13 protein-coding genes are annotated in these 15250 nt (G+C 70.5%); all 13 read left to right on the top strand.

The features are described from left to right. Positions 1-581: 581 nt before the first annotated feature. Entirely contained in the window at positions 582-941 is a 360-nt protein-coding gene (locus AB0O11_RS23205) for an NADH-quinone oxidoreductase subunit A (RefSeq protein ID WP_030060100.1), read from the top strand. A 128-nt stretch (positions 942-1069) separates the two neighbouring features. Further along, positions 1070-1624, top strand: coding sequence for an NADH-quinone oxidoreductase subunit B family protein (locus tag AB0O11_RS23200; RefSeq protein ID WP_355265622.1), 555 nt, complete (start codon positions 1070-1072; stop codon positions 1622-1624). Beyond that, positions 1621-2334 (top strand): NADH-quinone oxidoreductase subunit C, encoded by a 714-nt coding sequence (locus tag AB0O11_RS23195; RefSeq protein ID WP_363390123.1) that lies wholly within the window; start codon positions 1621-1623, stop codon positions 2332-2334. Before AB0O11_RS23200 ends, AB0O11_RS23195 begins: the two co-directional genes overlap by 4 nt. Beyond that, positions 2334-3674 carry an NADH-quinone oxidoreductase subunit D gene (locus AB0O11_RS23190; RefSeq protein ID WP_363390120.1) on the top strand — a complete coding sequence of 447 codons (1341 nt, stop codon included), beginning with the start codon at positions 2334-2336 and terminating at the stop codon, positions 3672-3674. The genes AB0O11_RS23195 and AB0O11_RS23190 overlap by 1 nt, the downstream gene beginning before the upstream one ends. After that, positions 3671-4486, top strand: coding sequence for an NADH-quinone oxidoreductase subunit NuoE (gene nuoE, locus AB0O11_RS23185; protein ID WP_363390117.1), 816 nt, complete (start codon positions 3671-3673; stop codon positions 4484-4486). Before AB0O11_RS23190 ends, nuoE begins: the two co-directional genes overlap by 4 nt. Then, a complete protein-coding gene (gene nuoF, locus AB0O11_RS23180; protein ID WP_363390114.1) occupies positions 4486-5847 on the top strand; it encodes an NADH-quinone oxidoreductase subunit NuoF in 1362 nt (453 codons plus the stop codon). Before nuoE ends, nuoF begins: the two co-directional genes overlap by 1 nt. Further along, positions 5844-8423, top strand: a complete 2580-nt coding sequence (locus AB0O11_RS23175; protein ID WP_363390111.1) for an NADH-quinone oxidoreductase subunit G — start codon at positions 5844-5846, stop codon at positions 8421-8423. The genes nuoF and AB0O11_RS23175 overlap by 4 nt, the downstream gene beginning before the upstream one ends. Beyond that, the gene (gene nuoH / locus AB0O11_RS23170; protein ID WP_363390108.1) at positions 8420-9748 is read left to right on the top strand and encodes an NADH-quinone oxidoreductase subunit NuoH; all 1329 of its coding nucleotides are present in this window, start codon (positions 8420-8422) and stop codon (positions 9746-9748) included. The genes AB0O11_RS23175 and nuoH overlap by 4 nt, the downstream gene beginning before the upstream one ends. Positions 9749-9754: 6 nt before the next feature. Beyond that, positions 9755-10363, top strand: coding sequence for an NADH-quinone oxidoreductase subunit NuoI (gene nuoI, locus AB0O11_RS23165; protein ID WP_363390105.1), 609 nt, complete (start codon positions 9755-9757; stop codon positions 10361-10363). After that, positions 10360-11322: an NADH-quinone oxidoreductase subunit J gene (locus AB0O11_RS23160; protein ID WP_363390103.1), complete on the top strand. Its 963-nt coding sequence runs from the start codon at positions 10360-10362 to the stop codon at positions 11320-11322. The genes nuoI and AB0O11_RS23160 overlap by 4 nt, the downstream gene beginning before the upstream one ends. Then, on the top strand, positions 11319-11618 hold the full coding sequence (nuoK, locus tag AB0O11_RS23155) for an NADH-quinone oxidoreductase subunit NuoK (protein WP_195911268.1): 300 nt from the start codon (positions 11319-11321) through the stop codon (positions 11616-11618). The genes AB0O11_RS23160 and nuoK overlap by 4 nt, the downstream gene beginning before the upstream one ends. A gap of 14 nt (positions 11619-11632) precedes the next feature. After that, the gene (gene nuoL / locus AB0O11_RS23150; protein ID WP_363390100.1) at positions 11633-13528 is read left to right on the top strand and encodes an NADH-quinone oxidoreductase subunit L; all 1896 of its coding nucleotides are present in this window, start codon (positions 11633-11635) and stop codon (positions 13526-13528) included. 34 nt (positions 13529-13562) lie between these two features. Continuing rightward, positions 13563-15245, top strand: coding sequence for an NADH-quinone oxidoreductase subunit M (locus AB0O11_RS23145; RefSeq protein WP_363390098.1), 1683 nt, complete (start codon positions 13563-13565; stop codon positions 15243-15245). The last annotated feature ends 5 nt before the right edge of the window (positions 15246-15250 follow it).

Raw genomic sequence — 15250 nt, 5'->3', positions numbered from 1 at the left:
GGCCGAGCGCAGGCAGTGCCGCCAACCCCAGCGCAGGCAGTGCCGCCAACCCCAGCACAGGCGTCGGGCGTAGGAAGCAGGCACAGGCGTCGGGCGGAGGCGTCGGCGGGCGGGTGGGCGAGGGGGAGGGCAACCCCACCCAACGACAAGCTCGCGCGCTTGTGAACGAAGGGTCAAGCGAGCGTTCGGCCCCCCGCCACCCCTCCGAGTGAGCCGACATAACACGTCAACATGACGCCTGGAAATTTGCCCAAGGCGATGCATGGTTGATATAGGACCATGCCCCTGACCAGCCGCTTCACAGGTAAATGCGACTGTTTGTGATCATTTGACTGCTATGCGTCGACAGATCTGGGCATGTTCGCATTCGACACCATTCACATGGTGTCGTAGATCACAAAGATGGCGGTGAACTGCGTGTCGCAGATCACAAGCCGACGGGCATAGGATGCGCTCGTTCCAGGCTTTGTGAACTGCCTCACATGAGGTGGATCTCGGGAACTGGAACGCGGGTTCACCTCAGTGTGACCCGCCGGTTCCGATCTGCAGTCAAGGACGACTGGACGGAGGGAGCGGGGGCTATGAATGCCTACGCGCCGATCCTCGTACTCGGTGCCATCGCGGCGGCGTTCGCGGTCGGCTCCGTCGTGATGGCCTCACTCACCGGCCCCAAGCGCTACAACCGGGCCAAGCTGGAGGCGTACGAGTGCGGCATCGAGCCGACCCCGCAGCCCGTGGGCGGCGGTCGGTTCCCGATCAAGTACTACCTGACGGCGATGCTCTTCATCGTCTTCGACATCGAGATCGTCTTCCTCTACCCCTGGGCGGTGACCTTCGACGCCCTGGGGATCTTCGGGCTGGTCGAGATGCTCCTGTTCATCGCCACCGTCTTCGTCGCGTACGCCTATGTGTGGCGGCGCGGCGGCCTGGAGTGGGACTGAGCGCGGGGTGGTCCGAGCGCGGGGTGTTGACCCCACCCGTCCGCCGGCTGCGCACCCGCTTGTGAAAGAGCGGACAAGCCAGAACCGGCCCACGTATCAGCGGACTTGAGGGCATTGAGAGGGATCTGATGGGAATCGAGGAGAAGCTGCCGAGCGGCTTTCTGCTCACGACGGTGGAGACGGCCGCCGGCTGGGTGCGCAAGGCGTCACTCTTCCCGGCCACCTTCGGTCTGGCCTGCTGCGCGATCGAGATGATGACCACCGGCGCAGGCCGCTACGACCTGGCCCGGTTCGGCATGGAGGTCTTCCGGGGCTCCCCCCGTCAGGCCGATCTGATGATCGTGGCGGGCCGGGTGAGTCAGAAGATGGCCCCGGTGCTGCGCCAGGTGTACGACCAGATGCCCAACCCCAAGTGGGTCATCTCGATGGGCGTCTGCGCCTCGTCCGGCGGGATGTTCAACAACTACGCGATCGTCCAGGGCGTCGACCACATCGTCCCGGTGGACATCTACCTGCCCGGCTGTCCGCCCCGTCCGGAGATGCTGATGGACGCCATCCTGAAGCTGCACGACAAGATCCAGCACGAGCCGCTCGGAGTGAACAAGCGCCGGGCCGAGGAACTCGGCGAGGCGCTCGCACTCAAGGCCACCCCGATCAGTGAGATGCGGGGGCAGCTGCGATGAACGACCAGGTACCCGAGACCCGCCGGGAGCAGCCGGTCCGTGAGATCCCGGTCGAGGTGGTCGGCCGCCGCCAGGGCATGTTCGGCGCCAAGGGCAGCGGCGACACCTCCGGCTTCGGCGGCCTGGCCGCCCCGATTGCGCTGCCCGGTCCGAGTGAACGCCCGTACGGCGGCTGGTTCGACGAGGTCGCCGACGAGCTGGAGGGCGCCCTGGAGGAGCAGGGCCTGGACCCGGTCGAGGTGATCGGGAAGACCGTGGTCGACCGCGGCGAGCTCACCTTCCACATCGACCGCGACCACCTGCTGGGGACCGTCCGCATCCTGCGCGACGACCCGGCGCTGCGCTTCGAACTGTGCCTCGGCGTGAGCGGCGTGCACTACCCCGGCGACAAGGGCCGCGAGCTGCACGCGGTCTACCACCTGCGCTCGATCACCCACGGCCGGCTGATCCGGCTGGAGGTCACCGCGCCCGACGCCGACCCGCGCATCCCCTCCGTGGTGAGCGTCTACCCGACCAACGACTGGCACGAGCGCGAGGCCTACGACTTCTTCGGCCTGGTCTTCGAGGGCCACCCGGCGCTCACCCGGATCATGATGCCGGACGACTGGCTGGGCCACCCGCAGCGCAAGGACTACCCGCTCGGCGGCATCCCCGTCGAGTACAAGGGCGCCCAGATCCCGGCTCCCGACCAGCGGAGGTCGTACAGCTGATGAACACCCAGCACTTTGGAGAGACCGAGGAAGCGGACGCCCGCGAGACCACCGAGGGCCGGGTCTTCACCGTCACCGGCGGCGACTGGGGCGAGGTGGTCGAGGCGGTCGGCCGGGCCGACGACGAGCGCATCATCGTCAACATGGGCCCCCAGCACCCGTCCACCCACGGCGTGCTGCGGCTGATCCTGGAGATCGACGGCGAGACGGTGAAGGAGGCCCGCTGCGGCATCGGCTACCTCCACACCGGCATCGAGAAGAACATGGAGTTCCGCAGCTGGGTCCAGGGCACCACCTTCGTGACCCGCATGGACTACCTGACCCCGCTGTTCAACGAGACCGCCTACTGCCTGGCGGTCGAGAAGCTGCTCGGCATCACCGACGACGTCCCGGACCGCGCCAGCGTCATCCGGGTGATGATGATGGAGCTCAACCGGATCGCCTCGCACCTGGTCTGCCTGGCCACCGGCGGCATGGAGATCGGCTCCACCACCCTGATGATCTACGGCTTCCGGGACCGCGAGCTGATCCTGGACGTCTTCGAGCTGGTCACCGGCCTGCGCATGAACCACGCGTACGTGCGCCCCGGCGGCCTCGCCCAGGACCTGCCGCCCGGCGCCGTCGACCAGATCCGCGAGGCGGTCAAGGTCTTCCGCTCCCGGATGCACGAGTACGACAAACTCGCCACCGGCAACCCGGTGTTCAAGGCCCGCCTGGTCGACGTCGGCTTCCTGGACCTGCCCGGCTGCCTGGCCCTCGGCGCCACCGGCCCGATCCTGCGGGCCACCGGCCTGCCGCACGACCTGCGCAAGACCGACCCGTACTGCGGGTACGAGGACTACGACTTCGAGGTCGCGATCGCCGACAGCGCCGACTCCTACGGCCGCTTCCTGATCCGCCTGGAGGAGATGAAGCAGTCGCTGCGGATCGTCGAGCAGTGCCTGGACCGGCTGCGGCCGGGCCCGGTCATGGTGGCCGACAAGAAGATCGCCTGGCCCGCCCAACTGGCCGTCGGTCCGGACGGGATGGGCAACTCCCTCGACCACATCCGCAAGATCATGGGCACCTCGATGGAGGCCCTGATCCACCACTTCAAGCTGGTCACCGAGGGCTTCCGGGTGCCGGTCGGCCAGGCGTACGCGGCGGTCGAGTCGCCCAAGGGCGAGCTGGGCGTGCACGTGGTCAGCGACGGCGGGACGCGGCCGTACCGGGTCCACTTCCGGGACCCGTCGTTCACCAATCTGCAGACGATGGCGGCGATGTGCGAGGGCGGCCAGGTGGCCGACGTGATCGTCGCGGTGGCCGGGATCGACCCGGTGATGGGAGGCGTGGACCGGTGACCAACGTCGAACTCGGACTGCCGGCGCTGCCGGCCGCACCGTACCCCGAGGAGGTGCACGCCCGGCTGGCCGCCGACGCGGCCGAGCTGATCGGCCGCTACCCGCAGCGCCGCTCGGCGCTGCTGCCGCTGCTGCACCTGGTGCAGGCCGAGGAGGGCTTCGTCAGCCCGACCGGGATCCGCTTCTGCGCCGAGCAGCTGGACCTCACCACCGCCGAGGTCACCGCGGTGGCGACCTTCTACACCATGTACCGGCGCCGCCCGGCCGGGAAGTACCACGTCGGGGTCTGCACCAACACCCTGTGCGCGGTGCTCGGCGGCGACCAGATCTTCGCCGAGCTCCAGGAACACCTGGGCATCCGCAACAACGAGACCACCGGGGACGGCGAGGTCTCGATCGAGCACATCGAGTGCAACGCGGCCTGCGACTACGCGCCCGTGGTGATGGTCAACTGGGAGTTCTTCGACAACCAGACCCCGGAGAGCGCCCGGCAGCTGGTCGACGACCTGCGCGCCGGCCGTGAGGTCCGGCCCACCCGCGGCGCTCGGCTGTGCGGCTTCAAGGAGACCGCCCGGATCCTGGCCGGCTTCCCCGACGAGCGCCCGGGCGCCAACGACGAGTCCGGTGCCGGCGGCGCGCCCTCCCTGGCCGGCCTGCGGCTGTCCCGCGGCGAGGCCCTGCCCGGCGCCCCCGGCACCAGGGTCGTCTCCCCGCGCAACGAGCCGCCCCGCCCCGATGCCTCCCGCCCCGATGCACCCCGCTCCGAATCCCCCCGCCCCGAGGGCAACGGCCAGGAAGGGAGCGAAGCGTGATGACCTCTGCCGAGCCGGCCGAGAAACTGCTCACCCCGGTCCTGTCCGACTCCTGGGACGACAGCCGTCCCTGGACGCTCGACACCTACCGCCGCCACCACGGCTACGAGGGACTCAAGGCGGCCCTCGCCATGCCGCCGGACGACGTGATCGCCCTGGTCAAGGACGCCGGCCTGCGCGGCCGCGGCGGCGCCGGCTTCCCGACCGGCATGAAGTGGCAGTTCATCCCGCAGAACGACGGCAAGCCGCACTACCTGGTGGTCAACGCGGACGAGTCCGAGCCGGGCACCTGCAAGGACATCCCGCTGCTGTTCGCCAACCCGCACGCGTTGATCGAGGGCATGATCATCGCCTCCTACGCGATCCGCTGCGACCACGCCTTCATCTACCTGCGCGGCGAGGTCGTCCCGGTGCTGCGCCGGCTGCACGCGGCCGTCGCCGAGGCGTACGGGGCGGGGCTGCTGGGCCGGAACATCCTCGGCTCGGGCATCGACCTCGACATCACGGTGCACGCCGGCGCCGGCGCCTACATCTGCGGCGAGGAGACGGCACTGCTCGACTCGCTGGAGGGCCGGCGCGGCCAGCCCAGGCTGCGGCCCCCGTTCCCGGCGATCGCCGGCCTGTACGCCTGCCCGACGGTGGTCAACAACGTCGAGTCGATCGCCTCGGTGCCGCCGATCCTGGCCCGCGGCAAGGAGTGGTTCAAGGCCCTGGGCACCGAGAAGTCCCCCGGCTTCACGCTCTACTCGCTCTCCGGCCACGTCACCAACCCCGGCCAGTACGAGGCCCCGCTCGGCATCACGCTGCGCCAGCTGCTCGACCTCAGCGGCGGCATCCGCCCCGGGCACCGGCTGAAGTTCTGGACCCCCGGTGGTTCCTCCACCCCGATGTTCACCGACGAGCACCTCGACGTCCCGCTGGACTACGAGGGCGTCGGGGCGGCGGGCTCGATGCTCGGCACCAAGGCGCTCCAGGTCTTCGACGAGACCACCTGCGTGGTGCGCGCGGTCACCCGCTGGACGGAGTTCTACGCCCACGAGTCCTGCGGCAAGTGCACCCCCTGCCGCGAGGGCACCTACTGGCTGGTCCAGCTGCTCAAGCGGATCGAGGCGGGCGAGGGCGTCGACGGGGACCTGGAGAAGCTCCTCGACATCGCCGACAACATCAACGGCAAGTCCTTCTGCGCACTGGGCGACGGCGCGGCCAGCCCGATCGTCTCCTCGCTCAAGTACTTCCGGGCCGAGTACGAGCAGCACCTGGCCGAGCGCCGCTGCCCGTTCGACCCGGCCGCCTCCACCGTCTGGGCCGACGGCCCCCGCCCCGGCCACCAGTCCGCCACCGAAAGGGAGGTGCACGCGTGACGATCACAGAGCCAACCGCCTCCGAGACCGCGGTCGAACTGGTCACGCTCACCATCGACGGCGTCGAAGTGCAGGTCCCCAAGGGAACGTTGGTGATCCGGGCCGCCGAGACCATCGGCACCCAGATCCCCCGCTTCTGCGACCACCCGCTGCTCGACCCGGCCGGCGCCTGCCGCCAGTGCATCGTCGAGATCGAGGGCCAGCGCAAGCCGGTCGCCTCCTGCACCATCCCGGTGGCCGAGGGCATGGTGGTGCGCACCCAGCTCAGCTCGCCGGTGGCCGAGAAGGCACAGCGCGGCGTGATGGAGCTGCTGCTGATCAACCACCCGCTGGACTGCCCGGTCTGCGACAAGGGCGGCGAGTGCCCGCTGCAGAACCAGGCGATGACCAGCGGTGCCGCCGACTCCCGCTTCGAGGGCATGAAGCGCACCTACGAGAAGCCGGTGCCGATCAGCAGCCAGGTGCTGCTGGACCGCGAGCGCTGCGTGCTGTGCGCGCGCTGCACCCGCTTCTCGCAGCAGATCGCCGGGGACCCGTTCATCGACCTGGTGGAGCGCGGGGCGCTGCAGCAGGTCGGCACCGGCGAGGGCGACGACTTCGAGTCGTACTTCTCCGGGAACACCATCCAGATCTGCCCGGTGGGCGCGTTGACCTCGGCGGCGTACCGGTTCCGCTCGCGCCCCTTCGACCTGGTCTCCTCGCCGAGCGTGTGCGAGCACTGCGCCTCGGGCTGCGCGCAGCGCACCGACCACCGGCGCGGCAAGGTGCTGCGCCGGCTGGCCGGCGAGGACCCGGCGGTGAACGAGGAGTGGAACTGCGACAAGGGCCGCTTCGCCTTCCGCTACGCCCAGCAGCGCGACCGGCTGACCACCCCGCTGGTGCGGGTGGACGGCGAGCTGGTGCCGGCCTCCTGGCCGGAGGCGCTGGCCCGGGCGGCCGAGGGGCTGCGCGGGGCCCGGACCGGGGTGCTGGCCGGCGGCCGGGTGACGGTCGAGGACGCCTACGCGTACGGGAAGTTCGCGCGGGTGGTGCTCGGCACCAACGACGTGGACTTCCGGGCCCGCCCGCACAGCGGTGAGGAGGCGGACTTCCTGGCCGCGGCGGTGGCCGGGCGGGGCGTCGACGTGAACGGCACCGGGGTGGCGTACGAGGACCTCGACCGGGCGCCGGCGGTGCTGCTGGCGGGCTTCGAGCCGGAGGAGGAGTCGCCGATCGTCTTCCTGCGGCTGCGCAAGGCGACCCGGGCGACGGGCCTGAAGGTGTTCTCGGTGGCCGCGTTCGGCTCCCGGGGCCTGGCGAAGCTGCACGGCGCGCTGCTGTCGGCCGCTCCCGGCACCGAGCCGGAGTGGTTTGCGGCGCTGGCGGCGGACGAGCCGCTGAACGACGACGCCGGCCGGGCGGCCGAACTGCTGCGCACCCCGGGCGCGGTGATCCTCGCGGGTGAGCGGCTGGCCGCCGTCCCGGGCGCGCTGACGGCGGTGCTGCGGTTGGCGCACACGACCGGCGCGAAGCTCGCCTGGGTGCCGCGCCGGGCCGGAGAGCGCGGGGCGGTGGAGGCGGGCGCGCTGCCGGGCCTGCTGCCGGGCGGCCGTCCGGTGGCCGCCCCGGCGGCCCGGGCGGAGGCGTCCGCGGTGTGGGGCGGGGCCGAGCTCCCGACCCGGCCGGGTCGGGACACCGACGGGATCCTGGCTGCGGCCCTGAGCGGCGAGCTGGACGCGCTGCTGGTCGGCGGCGTGGACCCGGACGACCTGCCGGACCCGGTGCTGGCCGACGAGGCGTTGGCGGCGGTGCCGTTCCTGGTGTCGCTGGAGTTGCGGCCCTCGGCGGTGACGGCCCGCGCCGACGTGGTGCTGCCGGTGGCGGCGGTGGCGGAGAAGGCCGGCACCTTCCTGGACTGGGAGGGCCGGGTACGGATGTTCGAGTCCGCGCTCAAGCCGGACCAGCAGATGGGCCGGCACCTCCAGTCGGACCTGCGGGTGCTGGGCATGCTGGCAGACGCGCTGGGCCGGCGGCTGGGCCTGCCGGACGTCCGGGCGGCCCGGCTGGAGCTGGACCGTTTCGCCCCCTGGGAGGGCGACCGCACGGCCGACCCGGCGGCGCACCCGGGCCCGCTGCCCCGGCCGGCCACCGGCCAGGCGGTGCTGGCGGGTTGGCGGATGCTGCTGGACAACGGCGTGCTGCAGCAGGGGGACCCGCACCTGGCGGGCACCCGGCACCGGGCGGTGGCCCGGATCTCGGCGGAGACGGCCAAGGAGATCGGTGCCGAGGCGGCTGCCGCGCTGCGGCTGACCGGCCCGGCCGGCTCGCTGGCCCTGCCGCTGGAGGTCACCGACTCGATCCCGGACCGCACGGTCTGGGTCCCGCTCGACTCCACACCGGGCGGTGCCCACCGCGCGCTCGGCACCACCGTCGGCCACCTGGTCACGATCGCCGCGGCCGAGTCCGAGTCCGAGTCCGAGTCCGAGCCGACGGCGCAGGACCAGGCGGCGCAGGGTGAAGCAGCGCAGGACCGGGCAGCGCAGGACCGGACCGGGGTGACCGCGGACGAGACCGCGGGCGAAGGGGAGGACCGATGACTTCGCAGCCGTACGAGACGCTCCACTTCTTCGGGCAGGACCCGTGGTGGCTGGTGCTGCTGAAGGCGGTGTTCTGCTTCGCCTTCCTGGTCCTGACGGTGCTGATCGCGATCGTCTGGGAGCGCAAGGTGGTGGCCTGGATGCAGCTGCGCATCGGGCCCAACCGGCACGGCCCGTGGGGCCTGCTGCAGTCGCTGGCGGACGGCGTGAAGCTGGCGCTGAAGGAAGACCTGGTGGTCAAGGGCTCGGACAAGGTGGTCTACATCCTGGCCCCGATCGTCTGCGCCATCCCCGCGTTCATGGCCTTCGCGGTGATCCCGTTCGGCCCGGCCGGCAACGAGGTGTCGATCTTCGGCACCCGCACGCCGCTCCAGCTGACGGACTTCCCGGTCGCGCTGCTGTACATCCTGGCGACGGCCTCGGTGGGCATCTACGGCATCGTGCTGGCCGGCTGGTCCTCGGGTTCGACGTACCCGCTGCTGGGCGGGCTGCGCTCGTCCGCACAGATGATCAGCTACGAGATCGCGATGGGCCTGTCCTTCGCGGCGGTGTTCATCTACTCGGGCTCGATGTCGACCTCGGAGATCGTGGCGCACCAGCAGCCGACCTGGTTCGCGGCGCTGTTGCCGGTGTCGTTCATCGTGTACGTCATCGCGATGGTCGGTGAGACCAACCGGGCGCCGTTCGACCTGCCGGAGGCGGAGGGCGAGCTGGTCGGCGGGTTCAACACCGAGTACTCCTCGCTGAAGTTCGCGATGTTCATGCTGGCCGAGTACGTGAACATGGTGACGGTTTCGGCGGTGGCCTCGACCCTCTTCCTGGGCGGCTGGCGGGCTCCGTGGCCGGTGTCGACCTTCTGGGAGGGCGCCAACCACGGCTGGTGGCCGATGCTGTGGATCACGCTGAAGATCCAGTTGCTGCTGTTCTTCTTCATCTGGCTGCGCGGCACGCTGCCCCGGTTCCGCTACGACCAGTTCATGAAGCTGGGCTGGAAGGTGCTGATCCCGGTCTCGCTGGTGTGGCTGGTGCTGATCGCGAGCGTGCGGGCGCTGCGCAACGAGGGCTACGGCTTCGGCGAGGTGTTGCTGTACGTGGGCGCCCCGGTCGGGGTGGTGCTGCTGCTGGCGCTGCTGCGGGACTTCCTGAGGAAGCAGCCGGAACCCGAGGACACCCCGCCCGAGGCCGACTTCGACCCGATGGCGGGCGGCTACCCGGTCCCGCCACTGCCCGGTCAGGTGCTCCCGCCGGTGCCGCGCCGGCGCAGCCGCGCCCCGAAGCAACTCCAGGACGCCCTCAACGGGGCCGACCATTCCGAAGGGAGCTGAACCGAGATGTCCGACCAGTCCGATCGTACGGACCGCCCCGAGCGGGCCGACCGTCCGTCGATCCTCGGCCCGGCCGCCGGCTTCGGCGTGACCTTCAAGGCCATGTTCAAGAAGCGGCTAACCGAGCAGTACCCGGAGCAGAAGAAGCCCACCGCTCCGCGCTTCCACGGCCGCCACCAGCTGAACCGGCACCCGGACGGCCTGGAGAAGTGCGTCGGCTGCGAGCTGTGCGCGTGGGCCTGCCCGGCCGACGCGATCTACGTGGAGGGCGCGGACAACCGGGACGAGGAGCGCTACTCCCCGGGTGAGCGCTACGGCGCGGTGTACCAGATCAACTACGCCCGCTGCATCCTGTGCGGGCTGTGCATCGAGGCCTGCCCGACCCGGGCGCTGACCATGACCAACGAGTACGAGCTGGCCGACTCCTCCCGGCGGGACCTGATCTTCACCAAGGAGCAGCTGCTGGTGGGCCTGTCCGAGGGCATGGTCGACACCCCGCACGCGATCTTCCCGGGCGCCGACGAGGGTGCGTACTACCGGGGCGAGGTCACCGAGGCGGCGCCGGGGACGGTTCAGCAGGAGCGCACCGACCGGGAGAGGGAGGTGCAGCAGTGAGCGCGCAGCTGGCGGAAGCGGTCGGGACGACCTCGACGGGTGAGGCCGTCCAGTTCTGGGTGCTCGCGGTGATCGCGGTCGGCGGCGCGCTGGGCATGGTGCTGATGCGCAAGGCCGTGCACAGCGCGCTCTGCCTGGCGGGCACCATGATGGCGCTGGCGGTCTGTTACATGGCCCAGGGCGCGGTGTTCCTGGGCGTGGTGCAGATCGTGGTCTACACCGGCGCGATCATGATGCTGTTCCTGTTCGTGGTGATGCTGGTCGGCGTCACCAGCGAGGACTCCCTGAAGGAGCAGCTGAAGGGCCAGCGGTTCGCCGCGGCGCTGTGCGGGCTGGGCTTCGGCGTGCTGCTGATCGCCGGGATCGCCAACGCGAAGCTGAACCACTTCACCGGGCTGTCCGAGGCGAACGCCGAGGGCAACGTGCCGGGCCTGGCCCGGCTGATCTTCACCCGGTACGTGTGGGCCTTCGAGGTCACCGGCGCACTGCTGATCACCGCGGCGATCGGCGCGATGGTGCTGACGCACCGGGAGCACGTGAAGGCGCCGAAGACGCAGCGCGAGCTGGCGGCGCAGCGGATCAAGGACAACATCCAGGTGCCGCCGCTGCCGGCGCCCGGCGTGTACGCGCGGCACAACGCGGTGGACATCCCGGGGCTGCTGCCGGACGGCACGATCGCCGAGGACTCGGTGATGGCGACGCTGCGCGAGCGCGGCCAGGTCCGGGACGTGAGCCAGGCGATGCTGCAGCGGATGGCGGAGCTGGAGAACACCACGGCGGATTGGCTGGGCCGTCCGTCCTCGGACCGGCCGGCGATGGCGCCCCCGCGCAAGTCGCTGAAGCCGGTGCCGGCGAACGGCCAGCAGGTTCCGGCGAACGGCCGGCCGGTTCCGACGAACGGCGAGCCGGTGCCGGCGAACAACGTGGAGCATCCGGCCGACGAGGAGGGCACGGAGTGAACCCGGTCAACTACCTCTACCTGTCGGCCCTGTTGTTCACCATCGGCGCGGCCGGGGTGCTGATCCGGCGCAACGCGATCGTGCTGTTCATGTGCGTGGAGCTGATGCTCAACGCCTCGAACCTCGCCCTGGTGACCTTCTCCCGGCTGCACGGGACCCTGGACGGCCAGATCATCGCGTTCTTCACGATGGTGGTCGCGGCGGCCGAGGTCGTGGTCGGCCTCGCCATCATCGTCTCCATCTTCCGGACCAGGCACTCCGCTTCGGTCGACGACAGCAACCTGATGAAGCTGTAGGCGGAGGGCCTTCGGTGAACTCTCTCATTCCGCTGCTGGTGGCGGCCCCACTGGCCGGCGCCGCCCTGCTCCTGCTCGGTGGCCGGGCGCTGGACCGGTACGGCCACTGGCTGGCCACCGCGCTCGCGGCGCTCTCGTTCGGCTTCGGCCTGGCCCTGTTCTCGGACATGCTCGGCCGTGACGCCGAGCACCGGGCGGTCACCGAGCGCCTGTTCAGCTGGATCCAGGTGAACGGCTTCCAGGCCGACGTCTCCTTCCGGCTCGACCAGCTGTCGATGACCTTCGTCCTGCTGATCACCGGCGTCGGCACGCTGATCCACCTCTACTCGGTCGGCTACATGGCGCACGACGAGCGCCGGCGCCGCTTCTTCGCGTACCTGAACCTGTTCCTGGCCGCCATGCTGCTGCTGGTGGTCGCGGACAACTACCTGTTGCTGTACTTCGGCTGGGAGGGCGTGGGCCTGGCCTCGTACCTCCTGATCGGCTTCTGGCAGCACAAGCCGAGCGCGGCGACGGCGGCGAAGAAGGCCTTCATCGTCAACCGGGTCGGCGACGTCGGCCTGTCGATCGCGATCATGCTGATGTTCGCGGAGTTCGGCTCCTTCGCCTTCGACCCGGTCTTCGGAGCGGCGCACGAGGCGAGCGAGGGCAAGCTGACGGCGATCGGGCTGATGCTGCTGCTGGCGGCCTGCGGCAAGTCGGCGCAGGTGCCGCTGCAGTCCTGGCTGGGGGACGCGATGGAGGGCCCGACCCCGGTGTCGGCGCTGATCCACGCGGCCACCATGGTGACCGCGGGCGTCTACCTGATCACCCGCTCCGCGACGATCTTCGACCTGGCGCCGGACGCCCAGACCGCCGTGGTGGTGGTCGGAGCGGTCACGCTGCTGTTCGGTGCGATCGTCGGTTGCGCCAAGGACGACATCAAGAAGGCGCTGGCCGGCTCGACCATGTCGCAGATCGGCTACATGGTGATGGCGGCCGGGCTCGGCCCGATCGGCTACGCCTTCGCGATCATGCACCTGGTGACCCACGGCTTCTTCAAGGCCGGGCTGTTCCTCGGCGCGGGGTCGGTCATGCACGGCATGAACGACGAGGTGGACATGCGCCACTACGGCGGCCTGCGCAAGTACATGCCGGTCACCTTCGTCACCTTCGGCCTCGGCTACCTGGCGATCATCGGCTTCCCGGGCCTGTCCGGCTTCTTCTCCAAGGACAAGATCATCGAGGCGGCCTTCGCCAAGGGCGGCACCGAGGGCTGGATCCTCGGGCTGTGCGCGCTGGTCGGCGCGGCGGTCACCGCGTTCTACATGACCCGGGTGATGGTGCTGACCTTCTTCGGTGAGAAGCGCTGGCAGCCGGACGCTGACGGCAACGCCCCGCACCCGCACGAGTCGCCCAGGACCATGACCGTCCCGATGGTCCTGCTGGCCGTCGGCTCGGTCTTCGCGGGCGGGCTGTTCGCCTTCAACGACTCCTTCCTGAAGTGGCTGGAGCCGGTCACCGGGTACGAGGAGGGCAACTCCCCGCTCGCCCCGCTGACCGTCACCCTGCTGACCACGGCATGCATGCTGGCCGGCGTCGGCGTCGCGTACCTGATGTACGGGCGCTCGCCGGTCCCGGTGGTGCCGCCGGTGGGCTCCCCGCTCACCCGGGCGGCCCGCCGCGACCTGCTGCAGGACGACTTCAACCACGCGGTGCTGGTGCGGCCGGGCTCGGCGCTCGCCGCGGCGCTGGTCTACTTCGACAGCCGAGGCCTGGACGGCGTGGTCAACGGCCTGGCCGCAGCGATCGGCGGGCTCTCCGGCCGGCTGCGCCGGGTCCAGAACGGCTTCGTCCGCTCGTACGCGCTCTCCATGTTCGGCGGCACGCTGGTGCTGGTCGCCACGACTCTCCTGATGAGGTCCACGTGATGACTCGTCCTGATATCCGTCGGGGGGTGGGCGCATGAGCGCGCTTCTGACCGCCACCTGCGCCGTTCCGGCGGCCGGCGCGGTGCTGACCGCCGCGCTGCCCGCCGGGTCCTCCGAGAGCCGGCGCAGGACCACCAAGGCCGTTGCGCTGGGCGTCTCGGCCGTCACCCTGGTGCTGGCCGCCGCGGTGGCGACGCGGTTCGACCCGCACGGCGCCCGCTTCCAGCTGACCGAGTCGTACAGCTGGATCCGTTCCTTCGGCATCACCTTCTCGCTCGGCGTGGACGGCATCGGCGTCGTGCTCGCCCTGCTCACCGCCGTGCTCGTGCCGCTGGTGATCCTCGCCTCCTGGCACGACGCCGACCCGCCCTCCTCGCCCGCCGACGGGCCGGGGGCACGTTCCGGCCGCCGGGCCGGGGGAGAGGGGGCCGGCCCGGCCCGGCCCGACGGCACCTTCGAGAACAGGCGCCGCACCCAGGGCTTCTTCGCCTTGATCCTGGCGGTGGAGGCGATGGTGGTCGTCTCCTTCTACGCCACCGACGTCTTCGTGTTCTACGTGTTCTTCGAAGCCATGCTGATCCCGATGTACTTCCTGATCGGCGGCTTCGGCGACCGGGCGGGCGGCCCCGAGTCGGCGCGTCAGCGCTCCTACGCGGCCGTGAAGTTCCTGCTCTACAACCTGCTCGGCGGCCTGGTGATGCTGGCCGCCGTGATCGGCCTGTACGTGATCGCGCAGGACCAGGGCTTCGGCACCTTCGACCTGCCGACCCTGACCTCGGCGATCGCCGACGGTCGGATCCAGCTGACCGGTACCGCCGAGAAGGCGCTGTTCCTGGGCTTCTTCTTCGCCTTCGCGGTGAAGGCCCCGCTGTGGCCGCTGCACACCTGGCTGCCGAACGCGATGGGCGAGTCCACCGCCGGCACCGCCGTGCTGATCACCGCGGTGGTGGACAAGGTCGGCACCTTCGCGATGCTGCGCTTCTGCCTCGGGCTGTTCCCGAGCGCCTCGAAGACCTTCGCCCCGGCGATCCTGGTCCTCGCGCTGATCGGGATCGTCTACGGCGCGCTGCTGGCGGTCGGCCAGAAGGACATCAAGCGCCTGGTGGCGTACGCCTCGATCTCGCACTTCGGCTTCATCATCATGGGTATCTTCGCCCTGACCAGCCAGGGCCAGAGCGGCGCCACCCTCTACATGGTCAACCACGGCCTTTCCACGGCGGCGTGGATGCTGGTGGCCGGCTTCCTGATCTCCCGTCGCGGCTCGCGGCTGATCGCCGACTACGGCGGTGTGCAGAAGGTCGCCCCGGTGCTCGCCGGGACCTTCCTGATCGGCAGTCTGGCCACCCTGTCGCTGCCCGGGCTCGCCCCGTTCGTCAGCGAGTTCCTGGTGCTGGTGGGCACCTTCACCCGCTACCCGGCGATCGGCATCGTGGCCACCTTCGGCATCGTGCTGGCCGCGCTGTACGCCCTGCTGCTGTACCAGCGCACCATGACCGGCCCGGTGAAGGACGGGGTGCGCACGATCCCCGACCTCAAGGCCCGCGAACTCGCCGTGGTCGGCCCGCTGGTGGCGCTGACCATCCTGCTCGGCGTCTACCCCAAGCCGCTCACCGACCTGGTCAACCCCTCGGTGAACGCGACGCTCTCGCAGATCCACCGGACCGATCCGGCGCCGGCCCACCCGGTCGCCGCCACCTCAGGAGGTGAGCGGAAGTGAGCACC

Source organism: Kitasatospora sp. NPDC093102, from assembly GCF_040683915.1.
Classification (GTDB): Bacteria; Actinomycetota; Actinomycetes; order Streptomycetales; family Streptomycetaceae; genus Kitasatospora.
This window is presented reverse-complemented; position numbering and strand designations above follow the sequence as displayed.

Excerpts from the sequence above, each read along its gene's own strand:
- AB0O11_RS23205 (WP_030060100.1), top strand. The coding sequence starts at position 582 with ATGAATGCCTACGCGCCGATCCTCGTACTCGGTGCCATCGCGGCGGCG.
- AB0O11_RS23200 (WP_355265622.1), top strand. The coding sequence starts at position 1,070 with ATGGGAATCGAGGAGAAGCTGCCGAGCGGCTTTCTGCTCACGACGGTG.
- AB0O11_RS23195 (WP_363390123.1), top strand. The coding sequence starts at position 1,621 with ATGAACGACCAGGTACCCGAGACCCGCCGGGAGCAGCCGGTCCGTGAG.
- AB0O11_RS23190 (WP_363390120.1), top strand. The coding sequence starts at position 2,334 with ATGAACACCCAGCACTTTGGAGAGACCGAGGAAGCGGACGCCCGCGAG.
- nuoF (WP_363390114.1), top strand. The coding sequence starts at position 4,486 with ATGACCTCTGCCGAGCCGGCCGAGAAACTGCTCACCCCGGTCCTGTCC.
- nuoH (WP_363390108.1), top strand. The coding sequence starts at position 8,420 with ATGACTTCGCAGCCGTACGAGACGCTCCACTTCTTCGGGCAGGACCCG.
- nuoI (WP_363390105.1), top strand. The coding sequence starts at position 9,755 with ATGTCCGACCAGTCCGATCGTACGGACCGCCCCGAGCGGGCCGACCGT.
- AB0O11_RS23145 (WP_363390098.1), top strand. The coding sequence starts at position 13,563 with ATGAGCGCGCTTCTGACCGCCACCTGCGCCGTTCCGGCGGCCGGCGCG.